Consider the following 18,746-nt stretch of genomic DNA (forward strand, 5'->3'; position numbering starts at 1 on the left):
CTTTGGCGGCGGACGAAATCTGGAGTATCGCGATGACGACAAGCGAACGCATAAAGATGGCGGCGGGCGAATGGTACACCTGCATCGACGATGAGCTCGAGGCGTTGCGCATCGCAGCGCGCGATGCGGTGTTCGAGCACAACAGCCTGCCGCCCCGGCAGCGCGGTGATATCGCCCCGGCCCTGCAGGCGCTGCTCGGTGGCGCGGGCGAGGGGGCGCGCATCGAGGCGCCGTTCCACTGCGCATATGGCTTCAACCTGTTCCTCGGCGACGGCGTCTTCCTCAATGCCGGCTGCACCATCCTCGACGCCGCGCCGGTGCGCATCGGCAAGGGGACGATGCTGGGGCCCAATGTGCAGATCTACTGCGCCGAGCATCATCGCGAAGCTGCCGGCCGGCTGGCCGGGCTGGAGATCGCAAAAGCCGTAACGATCGGCGACAATGCCTGGATCGGTGGCAGCGCGGTGATCCTCGCCGGCGTCAGCATAGGCGAGGGCGCCATCGTCGGCGCGGGCGCGGTGGTGACCCGCGACGTACCGGCCAACGCGACCGTCGTCGGCAACCCGGCACGGGCCGTTACGCGCCGATGAGCGCACCGGCGTTTTGAGCGGTTTTTGAGAATTCACGCCGGTACCGCAACGGCGAGGTTCTTAGCCGCGCGGCGAAATGCTGGCGCAGCGAGGTGGCGCTGCCGAAGCCGGCTTCGAAGGCCACGATGTCCATCGATTTGTCCGTCTGCTCCAGCAGCCTCTGCGCAAGTGCTACGCGCTGGTCGGCAAGCCAGTCGCCGAAACTGGTGCCTATCGACTTCTGGAAGCGGCGCGTGAAGGTGCGGCGGGTGAGGCCGGCCGCATCGGCGACGCTGTCGAGGCTGTGCGGTTCGCCGAGCGTCGCCCGCACCTGGTCGAGAGCGCGCGAGAACCGGTCGGCATTCGGCGTCGGCGCAAGCGGGCGCTCGATGAACTGCGCCTGGCCGCCCTGCCGATGCGGCGAGAGCACGACGTGGCGGGCAACCCGAAGGGCGGCCTCCGCGCCATAGCGGGCGCGAACGATGTGCAGGCAGCAGTCGAGGCCGGCAGCGACGCCGGCGGAGGTGACGATGTCGCCATCGTCGACATAGAGCACGTCCGCATCGATCGCGATGTCGGGATGCAGCGCCTGCAGCCGGTCGGTATAGGCCCAGTGGGTGGTTGCCTTGCGTCCGGCCAGCAATCCGGCGCCGGCAATGGCGAAGGTGCCGAGGCACAAGCCGACGATGAGCGCGCCGCGCCGATGCGCGCGCTGCAGCGCGTCCTTGAACGGCGCGGCCAAGGGATCCTCGAGATCCTTCCAGCTTGGGATGATGACGATGTCGGCCTCGTCGAGCGCCGAAAGCCCGTGCGGCACGACGATGCTCAGCCCCGCATCGGTATGAATGGGTCCCTCGTCCATCGCACAGACGCGGAAATCGAAGCGCGGCAGCCCAAGCCTGGTTCGATCGGTGCCGAACACCAGGCACGGCACGGAGAGGTGGAAAGGACTGATGCCGTCGAAGGCGACGGCGACGATGATCGGATTCTTCATGGCAAGCATCGTTTCGTTGAAAGTTGAATGTCCCAATTTTTTCGAATGATGTCAATCGGGACACTTTCTCGACTCGAAACATCGGCCTAGCTTTGCGTCCATCAACCCGGTCGAAAGGAAAACCGCCATGTCAGCACCAGCCACCCAGCCGCGCCGCGCGCTTGTCGTCGTCGATGTCCAGAACGACTACGATGGCGGCAACCTCGCCATCCAGCATCCGCCCTTCAACGAGACCGTCGCCAATGTGGCGCGCGCCATGGATGCCGCCGCGGCGGCCGGCATCAAAATCGTCGTCGTCAAGCAGATGGCGCCCGAGACCTCGCCGATCTTCGCCAAGGGCAGCCATGGCGGCGAGCTGCATCCCGAGATCGCCAGGCGCGCCCGCGACCACTATGTCGAGAAGACGCTGCCTTCGGCCTTCACCGGCACGGATCTTGAAGCCTGGCTGCGCGCCAACGCCATCGATACGATCGCGGTCGTCGGCTACATGACCCACAATTGCGATCTGTCGACCATCATCCACGCGGTGCATATGGGCTTTGCCGTCGAGTTCCTTTCGGATGCCAGCGGCTCGGTGCCCTATGCCAACAGCGCCGGCTACGCGTCCGCCGAGGACATACACCGGGTGGTGAGCGTCGTCTTGCAGTCGCGCTTCGCTGCGGTGCTCAAGACCGCCGAGTGGATCGATTGCCTGAAGACCGGCGCCCTGCCCGAGCGCGACACGATCTATGCGTCCAACCAGCGGGCCCTGCAGCGGAACGCAGCGTAACCCGAAGCCTTTCAAAAGCAAGGGCGCCGCCAAGATGCGGCGCCTTTTTCTTGGCGCCAAATATCCAGCAAGAGCGTGAGCCATTTCACGGACGCCGTTCCGGTATTTTCAGAAAGTCGCCGCGCATGTGAATAAGCGCGGATGGCTCGGGGGGCTGGATTGAAGGCGCGCGTTGCACGAACCTTGGTCATCCTGACCCTCGCTGTCGGCGCGGCGCTGCTGCCGTGGCCCGCCTTCGCGCAAGTGCCGCCGCATGCGCCAGGTACGATCTGCTTCACCCAATTCTTCTGGTGCTGGGCGCAACCGCCCGGGCCGGCCGGCTATCCCTGCGGATGCCCGTCGCAATATGGCTTCGTGCAGGGTTATCTGGGCTAGTCGTCGGGGGGCGCGATGACGACATTCCACGATCCTCTTGTCTCCGGGTTGCTTGCCGACGCCAAGCTGGTTGCCGGCTACGGCCGCTACGGCGTGTTCAAGGACAGCGCGCTCTTCGCTGCGATCGGCGACGCGGAAAAACTCAGTGACGCGAGCGCAAGCCAGCCCGAGGTCGTCAAACTTCAAACGGTGCTCAACGACTGCTCCAGCACCGTGCCGTTTTCAACCCTGGCTGCGCTGCGCACCGGCTGGTCGCCGGGCGACATGTCGCGCCGGACCGCGCTCGCGACCTATTTCCTCATCGCCCTGTCGGTGACGATGATGATCGTCATCGGCAAGCTGACCTATGTCTACAACAGGGGCGTCTCGATCAACGCGGAGCTGCAGGAGATCGACAACAACGATTTCAGCGCTCGGTTCGGGCGTCGATCAGGCAGGTCTGGGCGACCAAGAAGCAATTGAGCTCGGCCGCCGCCCAGCAGGCGTCGGCGACCGATCTGACGCTTCTGAAGGACGCCTATTACAATTCCGTCGACAACCTGCATTCGCTCGACCAGCGTTTTTCCTCGTTGCTGGTGCGGGCGCAGGGGTTCATGACGCAGGAGGCGCCGTTTCCGCTCTGGGGCATGCAATGGGCCTATTGCAAGCTCTCAGCTTCGCCAGGGAAAGCGGGCGCGCCGCTCGATTTCTCGAACCCCAGGCAGATGGCCATAGACCAGTTCTGCGGCCAGCAAATCGCGCTGGCGCAACAGCAGAGCGGGGCCGGGAGCAGCCAGCCGCTCAAGCAGTCGGACTTCGATTGCAGGAACAACGGCAACACTCAAGGCGGCATGCAAGTCGTCAGTTCTACCGGCATGGTCGAAGACGTGAGCGCGGATTTCGACGAGGCGACACGCGACCTGCAATGCGAAGGCGTCATTACCATCACGCCGAATTCGATTTCGACGCTGACACTGCAGGCCAAGACGCTCAGCGAAGTCCTCAGCCCCTATGCGCTGTGGATCCTGCCCGCGCTTTACGGCGCGCTTGGCGGCATCATGTTCCACATGCGCATGATCCTGAACCCGCTTCTGCCCAATCCGCCGCTGTCGCGGCTCATTCATCGCATCGCGCTGGGCGGGCTTGCCGGCATGATCCTCGCCTGGTTCATGGCGCCGGGAACCAAGCTCGGCGGCGAGGTGACCGGCATAGGCTTCAGCCTGTTCACCTTCGCTTTCCTGTTCGGCTTCAGCCTCGATATCTTCTTCGCCATCCTCGACCAGTTCGTCTCGATGTCGGTCGCCGGCATCAAGAAGTTCGGCTCGCCCACGGTGGCGTGAAAGCCGGCGAAGAAAAAAGGCGCCGCGGTGAGGCGGCGCCTTTGGTCTTTCAGCTCGAGCAGCGTCTAGAACAGGCCCTCGATCTGGCCAACCTCGTTCAAGAAGATCTTCTCCGAGGACGGCGCCTTGGGCAGGCCCGGCATGGTCATGACCTCGCCGCAGATGATGACGACGAAGCCGGCGCCGGCCGAGAGCCTGACCTCGCGCACCGGCACGGTATGGCCGGTCGGCGCGCCGCGCAGGTTCGGGTCGGTCGAGAACGAGTACTGGGTCTTGGCCATGCAGACCGGCAGATTGCCGTAGCCGGCCTGCTCCCAGGCATGCAACTGGTCGCGGATCGACTTGTCGGCGATCGCCTCGTCGCCGCGATAGATGCGCTTGACGATGGTGTTGACCTTCTCGAACAGCGGCATCTCGTCCGGGTAGAGCGGCGAGAACTGTGAGGCGCCGGATTCTGCGATCTCGACCACCTTCCTGGCGAGGTCCTCGATGCCTGCCGAGCCCTGCGCCCAGTGCTTGCACAGGATGGCCTCGGCGCCCTGCGCCTTGACGAAGTCCTTCATCGCCTGGATCTCGGTTTCGGTGTCGGTGGTGAAGTGGTTGATCGCAACGATGGCAGGCACGCCGAACTGCTTCACATTTTCGATATGGCGGCCGAGATTCAGGCAGCCTTTCTTGACCGCCTCGATGTTTTCCTTGCCGAGGTCTTCCTTCTTGACGCCGCCATTCATCTTCATGGCGCGCACCGTGGCGACGATGACCGCCGCCGACGGCTTCAGCCCCGCCTTGCGACACTTGATGTCGAAGAACTTTTCCGCGCCGAGATCGGCGCCGAAGCCGGCTTCGGTAACGACATAGTCGGCAAGCTTCAGCGCTGTCGTGGTGGCGACGACCGAGTTGCAGCCATGCGCGATGTTGGCGAACGGGCCGCCATGCACGAAGGCCGGGTTGTTCTCCAGCGTCTGCACCAAATTGGGCTGCATGGCGTCCTTGAGCAGAACTGCCATGGCACCGTCGGCCTTGAGGTCGCGGGCATAGACCGGCGACTTGTCGCGGCGGTAGGCGACGATGATGTCGCCGAGGCGCTTCTCGAGGTCCTTGAGGTCGGTGGAGAGGCACAGGATCGCCATGACTTCGGAAGCCACGGTGATGTCGAAGCCGGCTTCGCGCGGATAACCGTTGGCGACGCCGCCGAGCGAGCAGATGATCTCGCGCAGCGCCCGATCGTTCATGTCCATAACGCGGCGCCAGGCGACGCGGCGAGTATCGATGCCGAGCTCGTTACCCCAGTAGATGTGGTTGTCGATCAGTGCCGAAAGCAAGTTGTGTGCCGTGGTGATGGCATGGAAGTCGCCGGTGAAGTGGAGGTTCATGTCCTCCATCGGCACCACCTGGGCGAGGCCGCCGCCGGCGGCGCCGCCCTTGACGCCGAAATTCGGTCCGAGCGAGGCCTCGCGGATGCAGACGATCGCCTTCTTGCCGATGCGATTGAGGCCATCGCCAAGGCCGACCGTGGTGGTGGTCTTGCCTTCGCCGGCCGGCGTCGGGTTGATGGCGGTGACGAGGATCAGCTTGCCGTCCTTCCTGTCCTTCACCGACTTGATGAACTCGGCCGAGACCTTCGCCTTGTCGTGGCCATAGGGCAAGAGATGCTCGTTCGGGATGCCGATCTTGGCGCCGATCTCCTGGATCGGTTTCTTCCTGGCGGCGCGCGCGATCTCGATGTCGGACTTCACTTCGGCCATGACGGCTTTCCTCTGGATTGGGCGGTGGAAGGGACGGTTTTGATCATTTGTGCATGTTCGAAACGCCGCGCGGGCGCAAGGGTAAGTTCTAACCCTGTCGCGGCCGCGGCGTTAACTTCCATGCAACTAAGTTTCCTGCAAAGAAAAACTGCTGTTCCCGGTCCGACCCTGTTCGGGCTTCGGCCCCGGTCGCTTGCGGCGTATAGAAGCCAGAGCCAAGACCGTTCCGCCGTCTCAAAACAGCCGCTGAATACGCGAAAAGCGACAGAGGCGACGGCGCAAATCCACCATCGCCCTGTCGCCTCGAAAGGCGCTATTGCGTGAGCACGTTGCTGATCTCGACCATGTTGGAGCGCACGCGCAGGATGTAGAAGCCCATCGTCGTCAGATGCGTCGGCAGGAGCCAGCCGTCCTCGCGGCCGTTGGCGATGATGAAGGGCTGGATGCGCAGCGCCGAGACGAATTGCGAATCCATCGTGTCCCAAAGGCTCTGCAGGTGCTTTTCCTTGATCACGTCGTCGAAGTCGGCCTGGGCGCCCTTCATCAGGCCGTAATATGCATAGAGCTGACCATAGGCGAACCAGAAGCGGTCGTCGGCGCGGGTATCGAACCAGCCATCATTGTGGTTTTCCGCGCGCTCCTTGAGAATGGCCGAGGTCGATCCGATGTCCGAGGAGATGCGGTCGATATATTGCTTCAGATTGTCGGCACGGGCGTCGAACGTCGCCTGGCAGGTGGCCAGCCGGGCGTTGAAGTTTCGCAGCTTGCGCACCGCGTCGCGATAATAGCTCGGCGTCGGCGTCTTGGGGCCGAACGGGTTCAGGCCGAAATACCAGGTGTATTCATCGAACTGTAGATTGCCGCGCGCATCCTGCAGGTCGGCGTCGATCTGCGATGTCGTGCGCACGCGGCCGAGATTGTCTGCAAGCTCGGTCGCGGTGCGCCGCACCGCCTGGTTGATGCCGCGCTGGAAGGAGGCCTTGTTGTCCATCCAGGGCGTGTGGTCCCAATCGATGCCGAACAAGCCGAGCTTGTAGAGGATCATCGAGGAGATCCAGGCATTCTGGTTGACGTTGAAGTCCGTCAAATCGGCTGCAACCTGGGCGATCGCCGAGTTGCCGCATGTCTTGGCCGTATCGGTGCCGTTGCCGGCTGAAACCTGCTCGCCCGCCGACACGTTCCGCTTCTCGAAAGTGTAGGTGTCGGGATAGTTCGGGTCGAAATTGTTCCACCACTGCGTGGCGTAGAAGAAATTGGCATAGAGGCCGATCAATACCAGAACGGCAAGGCCGACCACCGCCTTCAGAATCCAGCCGCGCTGGCCGTACCAGCGGCCAACCCACATGAACGGCCACAGAATGAGGCCGATGACGAAGCCGATGCCGCGGCCGATCCATTGAAAAATCCGGGTGAAGAAGTTCACGATCGGGTCGAGCATGGCTATGGCACCCCCTCAGAGCATTTCACCGTTTCAAGGGAAACGGCGATCTGCCCTAACCCTTTGTTTTGGCGCAATTCCGGGCGGAAAACCGCCCACACTTTTCCTGGAATTGCTCTAGATCAGGATAACGTTTCGTTGAAACGTTATCCTGATCTAACTCTTTGTTGGAGCATGATTTCCCCCGAAAACGGGTTCCCACTTTTCGGAATCATGCTCTAGTCAATCAAACCGTAAAGGCGTGCGCGGAACGCCGCCTTGTCCTTCAAATATGTGGTTTTCAGAACGTCCACAACATGGCTTCGCCAGGCGTCGCTGAAGCCGTCATAGTCCTTGTAGAAGCCGGGCTTGTTAAAGACGTAGCGCGAAACGAAGTCCTGCGGCACGAAATCCGAGATCAGCTGGTTGGTCAGCCAGGCATCGGCATGATCGGGCTTGGCGCGCACGACCAGGAAACGCTGACGCGGCGACACATCCTCGATCTTGAGATGGCCGAGCTGGGCGATCTCGCGCTTGGCGGCGTTGAGGAAGGGGAAATTGCCGTCGCTGGCGATCAGGTCGGCGTGGCCAAGGATCCAGGTCTGCAGCCAGACCTTGTCGACATCGGTCAGATTGCGGTTGGGCTCGGCGTCGCGGATCAGCGCCCGCACGACCATTTCGGCGCGGTGTTCGAGATAACCGGAAGTCTCGATCCAGGAGGCGCGAGGCAGATCGAGACGGCCGGTGGCGGCCAGGAAGCCGAACACCTTGTCGGCGTCGTTGATCGACAGATAGCTCACCTGCCAGGGCCGCGAGCGGCGGAAGCCGGGAGCGGCCGGATCGCTGATCACCGTCGTCATATCGGGGTCGACGAAGACGTAGAGCCCGCCGAAATGGCTGGTCCAGTAGGCGTTGTGGCGGAAGATCACCTGGTCCGGCACCAGCGCGTTCTCGCGGATGTCGCCGCAGACCTTGGCAAGCTCGACCATGCGCTCAAGCATGGCGTCGTCGCGCCAGGCGTCAGGCTCCTGCCTCAGCCGGTCGACGAGCTTGCCGAGCTCGGCCGCCTTGCCGAGCACGTCCTCGGCCGACAACACCTTGAACTCGACCTGATTGATCGACAGCAGGTCCTCGATGTCGTTGACCTTCGGGACCGAGTCCTCGATCTCGCCGTAGATGACGTCCTTGATGGTCAGCGCGTCGATGGCGCGCTGGTTCTTCGACATGAACTCGAACATCAGCTGCGAGGTGTTGGAGAAGGCGGTGTGGACCACCGGCAGGTCGATCTGCGACGGCGTCAGGATGATGAAACGGCGGTTGACCTCGTTGGGATCGAGATAGTCGTAGTCGCCGCATTCCTCGGCGATTTCGGGCGAGAAGCCGGTGCGGTCGATCTGGAAGCTCGCAAGCTTGGTGGGCTCGAGGCCGAAAGCGGCAAGCGCCTTGTTGTAGCGCTGGATGAGATGCGGCTCGTCGATGGTTAGCAAGCGGCCGTAGATCAGCTCGTTGTCGCGCAGAAGGTCGGGTTTTTTAATTGCGCTCATCTTCCCTTCTCCCCGTTCACGGGGAGAAGGTGCCCGAAGGGCGGATGAGGGGCAGCGCACTCTTCCCTTCTCCCCTTGTGGGAGAAGGTGGATCGGCGCGATAGCGCCGAGACGGATGAGGGGTGTTCCAGCGGAGTGAGACGCTGGCGTTCCCTGGAGCACCCCTCATCCGTCGCCTTCGGCGACACCTTCTCCCACAAGGGGAGAAGGCGAGGTCGGCGCAACTCACGCATTCCACAGCCCCTTCTTCTTCAACTCCTCCATCTCGCGCGCTGCGCGCTCGCGCAGCCTGGCGTCGCGCAGGAGCTTCTCCACGGCGGCGTCGTCGGATTTGTCGGAATAGCGGAACTCGGAATCGGCGTAGCGGTTGATCTCCTGCATGACCATGTCCATCGAGAACGGTCCGCGCAGTTCCTCGATCATCGCCTTCTTGTCGTCGTAGCTCTTGTGCATGAAGGCTTCCGGCTTCTCGAACCAGTCGTCCGGCAGCTCGATGTCCATGGCGCGCATTTTTATCGCGTCGGTGACGTTCTTGATGGCGCGGCCGGTGAAGCGCGGCTCGGCGTCCTTGATCATGTGCAGATAGGTGCCGACATCGGCCATGGTCTTCGGCGCGCCGTTTTCCTTCATGTAGCGCTCATAGACCTTCATCAGCCCGTCTTCCCGCGGCTTTTCGTGCTCTTCATAGGCCTCGGCCACGGCGCGCTGGATTTCCTGCGCGGCATAGAGCTCGTGCTTGCCAAGCGGGATCTCGTGGTTCTTGCCGGCAAGCAGCACGAAGATGTCGATATAATCATCGCGGGTCTGCGGGCCGTCGACCAGCCAGCGCGCGCCGGCGCGCTGGCGCAGCGCGTCGTCGACATTTTCCGGATAGTTGGAGAACATGCCGAAGGAGCAATTGCCGCGCACCACCGTCGAGGCGCCGGCGAAGGCGTCCATCAGGACGCCGGTGATCTCCTGCTGACCGGCGGAAGCACGGTCGTCGGAACGGCGCGCCGCCACCTGGTCGATGTCGTCGATGGTGCCGAAGCCGATGACGCGCGGATTGAGCACGTTGTTGATGAATTGTCGGCAGTTCTGGCCCGACTTGCCCTGGTAGGACGAGATCTGGTCGACGCCGAAATTCTCATAGGCGAAGGGATAGCCGGCGACCTGGCAGTAGCCGTTGACGAGGCCGGCGATCATCTGGATCAGCGTCGTCTTGCCGGTGCCCGGCGCCCCGTCGCCGATGAAGGTGAACAGGAACCCGCCGAGCTCGACGAAGGGGTTCAGCTCGCGCTCGAAGTCGTAGGCCATGAGCATCTTGGCCAGCCTGACCGACTGGAATTTGGCGATGTGGTTGCCGATGACCTCTTCCGGTTTCTTGAAGGTCATCACCAGCGGCTTGGTGCGCTTGCCGGGCGCGACGTCGAAACCATCGAGGGTGAAATCGTCGACGTCGATACGGATATGCGCATTTTCGAACGGGCCAATGCCGTCGAAGCGACCTTTGCGCGCAAGCAACCCGTCGATGGCGACGCGGGCGAAGGCGCGAGCGCGCGTCGTCAGGTCGGCGTCGTCCTTCGAGCCGGCGATTGCCTTGTCGAGACCGGCGATGATCGACTTGACCGCGTCCTGCGGCGTGTCGAACAGGAAGTCGGGCTCGGGGATGTCGTTCGGCGCCTCGCCATCGCTGTCGATCAGCTGGAAGAGATACGAAGCGAAACTGAAGGCGGAAACGTAAGCCGAGGCCGACAGAAGCTTCTTGAAGGTGGCTGCCTCATCGCCTTCCAGCGGCGCACGCGCATTCCTCGCCTGCAGGCTTTCGAGGTCGGAGCCTTCGGCGAAGACGTCGGATATGGCGAGCGCGATCGCCAGGCCGCGGCGGGCGCGGTAGAGCAGCGTGTGCTGCGGGATGCTCATCAACTGGTCGTCGGGATGAATGGCCGCTACTGTTTTCGTGAGCTCGACCTCGCGCGTGCGGCGCACCGAGCCGACCGACACGGTCGAGACGAAGCGGCGGTTGGTGCCGGCAAGCGCCGTGCCGGATTCGCGCGAAGGGTCCTCCAGCACGACGATGCGGGTGATGAAGCTCTGCGCGGTCGCGCGGTGCTTTTCGATTGCGGCTTCCGAGATCGTGGTCAGGCCGGTGTCCATGAAGGATGCTCCGCGATTGACGGTCAGACGTCGCTGATCACCTGTCCGTTGGACAGGATGTGGACCTTGTAACCGGAAAAGATCTTCTGCGCCTCGCCCGCGGCGTAGAGCGCCTGATAGGCCTCGTGCGGGATCAGCGCGTGGTTCTCGTAGCTCGACACGCCCTGGCGCGCCGCTTCGAGATCGTCGGTGTTGATGAAGAATTCCTGCGTCGTCTTCTCGCTGGAGAACAGGCCCCTGCGGCCGGGCTTTTCGCTCTTGGAGAAGACTTCCTGGATGGTCCAGGTGAGCAGCCAGGCGTTCTGCGGCTTGCGCACCTTGGCCAGCACCTCGGCCACCGTCGAATTGTTCTGGGTGATGCCGGCCGAGTAGAAGGGTCCCAGCACCACGCGCCTCAGCTGCTTGGGATGCAGCGGCTCGAAATCCTTGTCGAGATTGACGGCGATCGTCGCCGGAGACAGCGTATAGGCCGAGTTCTTCTCGGTGAAATCGTCGAAGCGGTGCGCAAGCTCCGGGTTGAGCAAGCCGTCGACGGGGAGCGGGATATCGACCCGCTCGTTGAGCTTGCCGTTCACGTCGACCAGCTGGCGCACCATGCTTTCGGAGGAGTCCTCCACCGTCACCATGTAGACCAGCGGCAGGTTGGCGCTGCCGTCGAACGCGGCCCAGTGGACGAGGTAATAGGGCCGCATGGTTTTCGGGTTGACCGAGACCTTGGCCGTCTGCGCAAGCGTGAACGGGCCGAAGGTCGCCTCGCTCTTGACGTCCTCCAGATAGAGCCGCTCGGCCATCGACTTCTGTAGCGCCTCGGGAAATTCCTTATGGCGCAGGATGAAGTCGGCCATCTCCTCGCGCAGCTCGCCGGCTTGCGGGATGTTGGCCAGGCGGGCATCGGCCTGCTGGCGGTCGTTTTCCAGCTCCAGCAGGTTCTGGAAGACCGGATAGCCGCTTTCGGCGCGCGAGATGCGGAAGGTGTCCATGAAGCCCAGCCGGTTGCGCCAGCAGGCAAAGGACTTGTCCAGCCGCGCGATATACTCCGCGACGATCCTGGCGACGATGCCGTGCCGGTAAAGCGGCGAGCGGTCGTCGCGCATGAACACTTCCAGCCCGCTCAGCGCCGCCGTGATGGCGGAGAAATAGCGTACCGCGGCGTCGTTCTCAGGTGTCATGTGGCTGCCGTGGAAATGAAATCAGCGGCGCCGCCTATTGCTGCACATAGTTGGCGGCGTTGTGCTTCTTCATCACATCGTCGAAGCGGCGGGCGAAAGCATCGTCGGCAAGCTTCTTGCGGCGCTGGATGTCGGCTGAAGCCACCATGTTCTTCTCATGCATCTCGAGCAGGTCGCCAATGTGCTTCTGCGAGGCGGCGCCGATGCCGGCCATCGTCTCCTCGGCCGTGTTGTCGACCTGGCTGCCCAGCGTGTTGATCTTGTGGGCGACGTCCTGCTGGGCGGCGGTCTTGAGCGAATCTTCCAGCGCCTTGTAGAGGACGATGCGCTGCTCGGTGTCGATGGTCAGCTTGTTGATCAGCGTCGACTGCGCGGCAATCTGGTTGTTGAGTGAATCGACGAAGGTCTGGAACATCGAGGTGTAGCGCTCCAGCGTCTGGCTTTCGGCCAGCAGCTCCTGCTCCTTGGCCTGCTTTTCATTGTATTCGGTCGCCATTTTGGAGCGCTCGCCCTCAAGCTCGGTGCGCTCCTTCTGGGTCGTGGAGGCGGCGATCTTGTTTTCGATGTCGAGCAGCATCGGGTTCAATTCCTCGATGCGCTTCTGCACCGCTTCAAGGTTGGTCATCGTCATCTTGCGGCGTTCGATAACCTGCGAAAGGCTGGCCTCGGAGGTCTTGTAGCGCTGGTCGAGGACCTGCTTCTGCGCCTTCAGGATGCCGACGATGGTGTCCGATTTTGCCAGCAGCTCCTGCAGATTGCCGGCCAGCGACATATTGCGGACGCGATCGGTGCGCATGCGCTGCTTGCGCTGCGCCGAAAAGACACCGACGAAATTTTCCCAGCCGGTGTAGTTCTTCATGCTTTCGAACTCGGCGCCGAAGACATTGGTTGCGTCTTCGAGCCCGATGATCAGGTCGGCAATATTGCCTTCCATGACTTTCTGCTGCTTGAGCACGTCCTCGATGCGGGCGTTCTCGATGTCGAAATTGGCGTCGCCGATCTTCTTGTCGGCCTGAGCAAGCGTGTCGAGCACGGTGCCGGACTGCTCGATCTTGCTGCGCATGTCCTGCACGACCTGCTTGGTCTTGGCAATTTCGGCATCGAAATTCTGCAATGTCGCCATTGGGGCCTCCCGCTTCGGCATCCGTTTCCGTGTCGTGGCGGCGAATATATGTGGGGCTTCAAGGGATTGAAAGAAGGAAGACAAAGGGAAGCGTCAAAACAAAAGAATTGGTTAGGTCCTTGAAAGGCAAGGCAAGCATGCGCATGGCGCCTAGTAACGCGCACCATCATCGAGCAGCTTTTGCTGACATGCCTTAAGGTCTTGTTTTTGCGACCGGCCATGAAACAGCGCCGGCAAATATCTTGCGGCGGCGATGCCGGTTTCACCGGCGCCGGTCAGGGTTTGAAGCGGTTTTAGGACGACATCCAGCTCTAGAGCGGTTCAGTTTCACGGAATCGTCGAACTGCTCTAAGCCTTTGTTTTTACACAATTCCGGACGGAAAACCGCTACGCACTTTTCCTGGAATTGCTCTATGCAGGCTTTCGGCTCAGCGGTTGACAAAGCCGATGAAGTCGTCGGGTGCGGCCCGGCCCATCTCCTCTTCCCAATGCCTTCGGCAGAGCGAGACATAGACGTCCTTGCCGATCGCCACCTGCTCGCCCTGCTTCGCCACCTTGCCGTCGGGCCCCAGGCGCACCACCATCGTCGCCTTACGGCCGCAACGGCAGATCGTGCGGACCTCGCGCAGGTCGTCGGCGATGGCGAGCAGAGCGCGCGAGCCGGAGAACAGATTACCCTGGAAGTCGGTGCGCAGGCCGTAGCACATGACCGGAATGCCTAGACGGTCGGCGATGCGGGCGAGCTGCCAGACCTGCTCTTCCTCGAGGAACTGCGCCTCGTCGACGAAGATGCAATGCACAGGGCCATGCCGATGGTGCTCGGCGACCGTGGCATAGAGGTCGTCGCCGTCGCGGAAAATCTCTGCCTCGGATTCGAGACCGATGCGCGACGAGATCAGCCCGGTGTCGCCCTTACGATAGTGGCCGGCGACGAACAGCATCGTCGACATGCCGCGTTCGCGATAATTGTAAGACGCTTGCAAAAGCATCGTCGTCTTGCCGGCGTTCATCGTCGCGTAGTGGAAGTAAAGCTTGGCCATGTCGCTCTTTTTGGTATGTCGGGATTCAGGCGAGGCCGGCCCGACCTGAATCTCGACACACCCTAAGCCGACTTGCCGCGGCTCGGGGAGAGGGCACCGGCTCCGTCCACCAAAAACTCGATGTCGTTCAAAAAGCTGTCATGTCGCTTAATGGCCAGCGCGCGCCGTTCGTCGCGACGTTGAACCGCTTGAAACAACATCAAAATGGTGTTTGGCTGACGAAACAAGGCGGGCGCAAGAACCGTGACTTCGCTTTGCCTCGGAAATCCAATGGGAGATAAGTTCATGTCGCGTATGAAATCTTTCGTCGCAGGCCTCGGCCTTGCGGCGTTCCTGTCGACAACCGCCGCCAATGCCGGCGATCCGGCGAGCTGCAAGGCCGTGCGGCTGTCGGATGTCGGCTGGACCGACATCCAGGCCACCACGGGCCTCGCCTCGGTGCTGCTCACCGCGCTCGGCTATGAGCCGCAGACGATCCAGCTTTCGGTGCCGGTGACCATGGCCTCGCTGAAGAACAAGGACCTGGACGTCTTCCTCGGCAATTGGATGCCGTCGATGACCAACGACATCAAGGACTACACCAAGGAAGGCTCGATCGAGACGATCAGCACCAACCTGACCGGCGCAGGCTATGGCATCGTCGTGCCGACCTATGTCGCGGATGCCGGTGTCAAGACGCTGACCGATCTCGGCAAGTTCAAGGACAAGTTCAACGGCAAGATTTACGGCATCGAGGCCGGCAATGACGGCAACCGCATCATCCTCGACATGATCAAGAACCCGAAGGACAATCTCGAAGGCTTCGAGCTGGTCGAATCCTCGGAGGCCGGCATGCTGACGCAGGCCGAGCAGTCGATGAAGAACAATGAGTGGATCGCCTTCCTCGGCTGGACGCCGCATCCGGTGATGGGCGCCATGAAGATCACCTATCTCGACGGCATGGGCGACAGCGGCTTCGGCGCCGCCACCGTCTATACCATCGTGCGCAAGGGCTACACCACCGAATGCCCGAACGCCGGCAAGTTCATCGCCAACCTGAAGTTCAATCTCGACATGGAAGGCGAGATGATGGACGCGATCCTCAAGGGTGGCGATCCGCAGACGGTGGCGACCGATTGGCTGAAGAAGCATCCGGACGCGGTGGCGCCCTGGATCGCCGGCGTCACCACTTTCGATGGCGGCGACGCGGCGGCTGCCGTCAAGACCGCGCTCGGGGGCTGATCCGCTTGGGACCGGCATGATTTCCGAAAAAGGGCAGCCCTCGAAGAGGCTGCCCTTTTTCATATGCCTGGAGACGTGAGAGGATAACCGTGCGGCAAGTGCGGCGAAGCCGAGAGGGGAAAGATGGATCCGATTTCTAAATTCCTGACCGACTACAAAATTCCGATCGGGCCATGGGGCAAGGCTTTCTTCGGTTTCCTGACCGACAATTTCGACACCATCTTCCGCGCATTTTCAAACGGTCTGAATTTCATCCTCGACGGAGCAGTGAGCCTCCTGCTCATGGTGCCGCCGGTTTTGTTGGCCCTGGTCATCGCGTTCATCGCCTGGCTCTTACAGCGTTCGCGGCCGCTCGCCATCGGCGTCTTCCTCGGCCTGATCTTCATCATCAACCAGAATCTGTGGAAACAGACGGTGCAGACGCTGGTGCTGGTCGTTGCCGCCGCCGCAATGGCAATGGCGATCGGCGTGCCGCTCGGCATCTGGGCGGCGCACAAGCCGAAGGTCTACCGCGTCATGCTGCCGGTGCTCGACCTGATGCAGACGCTGCCGACCTTCGTCTACCTGATACCGGTGCTCACCCTGTTCGGGCTCGGCAATGCGCCCGGCCTCATCGTCACCATCATCTTCGTCATCCCGACGGCCGTTCGGCTCACCCATCTCGGCGTCGTTTCGGTGCCCAAGGCAATCATCGAAGCGGGCGAGGCGTTCGGCGCCACCAAGCGCCAGCTTCTGTGGAAGGTGGAGCTGCCCTCGGCGCTGCCGACCATCATGGCGGGCCTGACGCAATCGATCATGCTGTCGCTGTCGATGGTGGTGTTCGCCGCCCTGATCGGCGCCGGTGGCCTCGGCACCGAAATCAACCGGGCGCTCGGCTCGCGGCGCATCGATCTCGGGCTTGAGGCCGGCCTCGCCATCGTCGTGCTCGCCATCGTGCTCGACCGCATGACCCGCATCGGCGTTGGAGGCAAGAAATGACGGTCGCGGTTGATTTCAAGAATGTAGACATCGTCTTCGGCGCCGATCAGGCCGGTTCGCTGGCGCTGATCGATCAGGGCGCAACGCGCGCCGAGATTCTCGAAAAGACCGGCAATGTGCTCGGATGCGCCGACGCCAGCCTCACCGTGCACGAAGGCGAGATCTCGGTGTTGATGGGCTTGTCCGGTTCCGGCAAGTCGACGCTGCTGCGGGCCGTCAACCGGCTCAACGTCGTGTCGCGCGGCCAGGTGCTCGTCAAGGACGGCGACCGCATCGTCGATGTCGTCACCTGCGACGAGACGACCTTGCGGCGGCTGCGGCAGAAGCAAGTGGCCATGGTGTTCCAGCAGTTCGGCCTGCTGCCCTGGCGCACGGTCGAGGAAAATGTCGGCTTTGGCCTCGAGCTTGCTGGCGTGCCGGAAGCCGAGCGCAAGGCGCGGGTACAGAAGCAGCTGCAGCTTGTCCATCTCGACCAGTGGTCGAAGAAATATGCTCATGAGCTTTCGGGCGGCATGCAGCAGCGTGTCGGTCTCGCCCGGGCCTTCGCCACCGAGGCGCCGATCCTTTTGATGGACGAGCCGTTTTCGGCGCTGGACCCGCTGATCCGCACCAAGCTGCAGGACGAATTGCTGCAGCTCCAGGCCGAGCTGAAGAAGACCATCATCTTCGTCAGCCACGACCTCGAGGAGGCGCTGAAGATCGGCAGTCACATCACGATCATGGAGGGCGGCCGCATCGTCCAGACCGGCGCGCCGGAAGACATCGTGCTCAGGCCCGCCAACGACTATGTCCGCGACTTCATCGCCAATGTGAATCCGCTGTCGGTGCTGACGGCGTGGAACGTGATGCGGGACCGTCGCGACCTGGAGCACGGCGATAACGGCTGGGTGTGGCTCGACCGGCGCAAGACGACACGCTTCAAGATCGACGACCACGGCCTTGTGGCGGCGGCCGAGCGCGACGGCAAGCCGGCGGTGTGGGTGTCCTGCGCCGATGTCGAGCGCCAGCCGGAGGAGGGCGCCCAGGTGTTCTGGGCCAATCCCGGCACCCCGCTGAAAACGGTGATGCTCGCCATGCACCGGTCGCAGACGGCGCCGGTGGCGCTGTTCGATGAAGGCTCGCGCTTCGTCGGCTCGATTGGCATCAGGGACGTGCTGAGTGCTGTGCTGAGGCGGTAGGGTTTCAGCCTTTTTGACGGGCGTGTGCCGCTGGCGGGCACCTCGCGCTTGTTCTAGACTGGCCGGCAGCCGAACACCGGCATCAGGCGAAAGAGGCACGAATGATCTTCCGTCAGCTCTTCGATTCCGTTTCGGGCACCTATTCCTATCTGCTCGCCAGCCGGCGCGGTGGCGAGGCGCTGATCATCGATCCGGTGCTGGAGAAGGTCGAGCGATATCTGCAACTGGTCAATGAGCTGGACCTGAGGCTGGTCAAGGCGGTCGACACGCATCTTCATGCCGACCACATCACCGGACTCGGCGCGCTGCGCGACAAGACGCATTGCGTGACCGTGATGGGTGAGCAGACCAAGGCCGACGTGGTGTCGATGCGGCTTGCCGACGGCGACAAGCTAGGCATCGAAGGCCTGGCGCTCGACGTCATCTACACGCCGGGCCACACCGACGATTCCTACAGCTTCATCTTGCCCGACCGGGTCTTCACCGGCGACACGCTGCTCATCCGCGGCACCGGCCGCACCGATTTCCAGAACGGCGATCCGCGCCAGCAATATGAATCGATCTTCGGCCGGCTGCTCAAGCTGCCCGACGAGACGATGATCTTCCCGGCGCATGACTACAAGGGCGAGACCGTGTCGACGATCGGCGAGGAAAAGGCCTTCAATCCGCGCCTGCAGGTGAAGTCGGTCGACGAGTATGTAAACATCATGAACAATCTCAATCTATCCAACCCGAAAATGATGGATGTGGCCGTGCCCGCCAACATGCGGGTCGGGCTGCATCAGGACGACATCGCCAGCCGCGGCTGGGCGGTCAGCGCGGAGCAGGCGCTGGCGCTGGTCGGGCGGGCCGACGTGGCGCTGATCGACCTGCGCGAGCAAACCGAGCGCGCGCGACACGGGGTCATCCCCGGCGCGATCCATCTGCCCTATGCGCGGCTGCAGGAAAACATCGCCGCCGGCGGCATGTTGCACGAGCTGGCGAAATCGACCAGCAAACAGATCCTGTTCTACTGCGCCTTCGGCGAGCGCTCGGCGATGGCGGTGCAAGCGGCGCAGGATGTCGGGATTACCAGCGCCCGCCATATCCAGGGCGGCATCGACGCCTGGCGGAAAGCCAGCGGCCCGCTGATGCATTAAAGCGCGTCAAACTTCTGGGCGACATACACT

The 18,746-nt window shown here is 62.5% G+C and carries 18 protein-coding genes; 9 read left to right on the forward strand and 9 right to left on the reverse strand.

All coding sequences use genetic code 11. The features are described from left to right. The first annotated feature begins 32 nt into the window (after window positions 1–32). A complete protein-coding gene (locus LB552_RS09310; protein ID WP_224604307.1) occupies window positions 33–590 on the forward strand; it encodes a sugar O-acetyltransferase in 558 nt (185 codons plus the stop codon). On the opposite strand, the gene LB552_RS09315 is transcribed toward LB552_RS09310, so the two are convergent. Next, window positions 577–1,563 carry a helix-turn-helix domain-containing protein gene (locus LB552_RS09315; RefSeq protein ID WP_224603666.1) on the reverse strand — a complete coding sequence of 329 codons (987 nt, stop codon included), beginning with the start codon at window positions 1,561–1,563 and terminating at the stop codon, window positions 577–579. The genes LB552_RS09310 and LB552_RS09315 overlap by 14 nt on opposite strands. 127 nt (window positions 1,564–1,690) lie before the next feature. On the opposite strand from LB552_RS09315, the gene LB552_RS09320 reads away from it, so the two are divergent. From LB552_RS09320 to LB552_RS09335, 4 genes are all read left to right on the forward strand, one after another. After that, complete coding sequence (locus tag LB552_RS09320; protein WP_224603669.1) at window positions 1,691–2,332, forward strand: cysteine hydrolase family protein; 642 nt, start codon at window positions 1,691–1,693, stop codon at window positions 2,330–2,332. A gap of 159 nt (window positions 2,333–2,491) precedes the next feature. Continuing rightward, a complete protein-coding gene (locus tag LB552_RS09325; RefSeq protein WP_224603672.1) occupies window positions 2,492–2,707 on the forward strand; it encodes a hypothetical protein in 216 nt (71 codons plus the stop codon). 15 nt (window positions 2,708–2,722) lie between these two features. After that, window positions 2,723–3,169 carry a hypothetical protein gene (locus LB552_RS09330; protein ID WP_224604326.1) on the forward strand — a complete coding sequence of 149 codons (447 nt, stop codon included), beginning with the start codon at window positions 2,723–2,725 and terminating at the stop codon, window positions 3,167–3,169. Further along, the gene (locus LB552_RS09335) at window positions 3,166–4,026 is read left to right on the forward strand and encodes a hypothetical protein (RefSeq protein ID WP_224604328.1); all 861 of its coding nucleotides are present in this window, start codon (window positions 3,166–3,168) and stop codon (window positions 4,024–4,026) included. The genes LB552_RS09330 and LB552_RS09335 overlap by 4 nt, the downstream gene beginning before the upstream one ends. Window positions 4,027–4,091: 65 nt before the next feature. Here the strand turns inward: LB552_RS09335 and LB552_RS09340 are convergent, their stop codons facing one another. The 8 genes from LB552_RS09340 to LB552_RS09375 form a co-directional block, all read right to left on the reverse strand. Continuing rightward, window positions 4,092–5,771, reverse strand: a complete 1,680-nt coding sequence (locus tag LB552_RS09340) for a formate--tetrahydrofolate ligase (RefSeq protein ID WP_224604330.1) — start codon at window positions 5,769–5,771, stop codon at window positions 4,092–4,094. 313 nt (window positions 5,772–6,084) lie between these two features. Next, the gene (locus LB552_RS09345; RefSeq protein WP_224604333.1) at window positions 6,085–7,209 is read right to left on the reverse strand and encodes a DUF2333 family protein; all 1,125 of its coding nucleotides are present in this window, start codon (window positions 7,207–7,209) and stop codon (window positions 6,085–6,087) included. A 218-nt stretch (window positions 7,210–7,427) separates the two neighbouring features. Next, window positions 7,428–8,732, reverse strand: coding sequence for a DUF6638 family protein (locus tag LB552_RS09350; RefSeq protein WP_224604345.1), 1,305 nt, complete (start codon window positions 8,730–8,732; stop codon window positions 7,428–7,430). Between the two features lie 225 nt (window positions 8,733–8,957). After that, window positions 8,958–10,868: an AAA family ATPase gene (locus LB552_RS09355; protein ID WP_224604348.1), complete on the reverse strand. Its 1,911-nt coding sequence runs from the start codon at window positions 10,866–10,868 to the stop codon at window positions 8,958–8,960. 23 nt (window positions 10,869–10,891) lie between these two features. Then, window positions 10,892–12,037, reverse strand: coding sequence for a hypothetical protein (locus tag LB552_RS09360; RefSeq protein WP_095766473.1), 1,146 nt, complete (start codon window positions 12,035–12,037; stop codon window positions 10,892–10,894). Window positions 12,038–12,071: 34 nt separating this feature from the next. After that, window positions 12,072–13,160: a hypothetical protein gene (locus LB552_RS09365; RefSeq protein ID WP_224524557.1), complete on the reverse strand. Its 1,089-nt coding sequence runs from the start codon at window positions 13,158–13,160 to the stop codon at window positions 12,072–12,074. Window positions 13,161–13,588: 428 nt separating this feature from the next. After that, a complete protein-coding gene (locus LB552_RS09370; RefSeq protein ID WP_095766475.1) occupies window positions 13,589–14,200 on the reverse strand; it encodes a thymidine kinase in 612 nt (203 codons plus the stop codon). A gap of 62 nt (window positions 14,201–14,262) precedes the next feature. Further along, window positions 14,263–14,487, reverse strand: coding sequence for a hypothetical protein (locus LB552_RS09375; protein ID WP_095766476.1), 225 nt, complete (start codon window positions 14,485–14,487; stop codon window positions 14,263–14,265). On the opposite strand from LB552_RS09375, the gene LB552_RS09380 reads away from it, so the two are divergent. The 4 genes from LB552_RS09380 (at window position 14,486) to LB552_RS09395 (ending at window position 18,716) form a co-directional block, all read left to right on the forward strand. Next, window positions 14,486–15,421, forward strand: a complete 936-nt coding sequence (locus LB552_RS09380; protein WP_095766477.1) for a choline ABC transporter substrate-binding protein — start codon at window positions 14,486–14,488, stop codon at window positions 15,419–15,421. The two genes, LB552_RS09375 and LB552_RS09380, sit on opposite strands and share 2 nt — an antisense overlap. A gap of 123 nt (window positions 15,422–15,544) precedes the next feature. Further along, window positions 15,545–16,399 carry a choline ABC transporter permease subunit gene (gene choW / locus LB552_RS09385; RefSeq protein ID WP_095766478.1) on the forward strand — a complete coding sequence of 285 codons (855 nt, stop codon included), beginning with the start codon at window positions 15,545–15,547 and terminating at the stop codon, window positions 16,397–16,399. Next, window positions 16,396–17,577: a choline ABC transporter ATP-binding protein gene (choV, locus tag LB552_RS09390; protein ID WP_140838752.1), complete on the forward strand. Its 1,182-nt coding sequence runs from the start codon at window positions 16,396–16,398 to the stop codon at window positions 17,575–17,577. The genes choW and choV overlap by 4 nt, the downstream gene beginning before the upstream one ends. Before the next feature lie 101 nt (window positions 17,578–17,678). Continuing rightward, entirely contained in the window at window positions 17,679–18,716 is a 1,038-nt protein-coding gene (locus LB552_RS09395) for an MBL fold metallo-hydrolase (protein ID WP_224604366.1), read from the forward strand. Window positions 18,717–18,746: the final 30 nt, after the last annotated feature.

This window comes from Mesorhizobium sp. CA7 (genome assembly GCF_020165015.1).
Classification (GTDB): Bacteria; Pseudomonadota; Alphaproteobacteria; order Rhizobiales; family Rhizobiaceae; genus Mesorhizobium.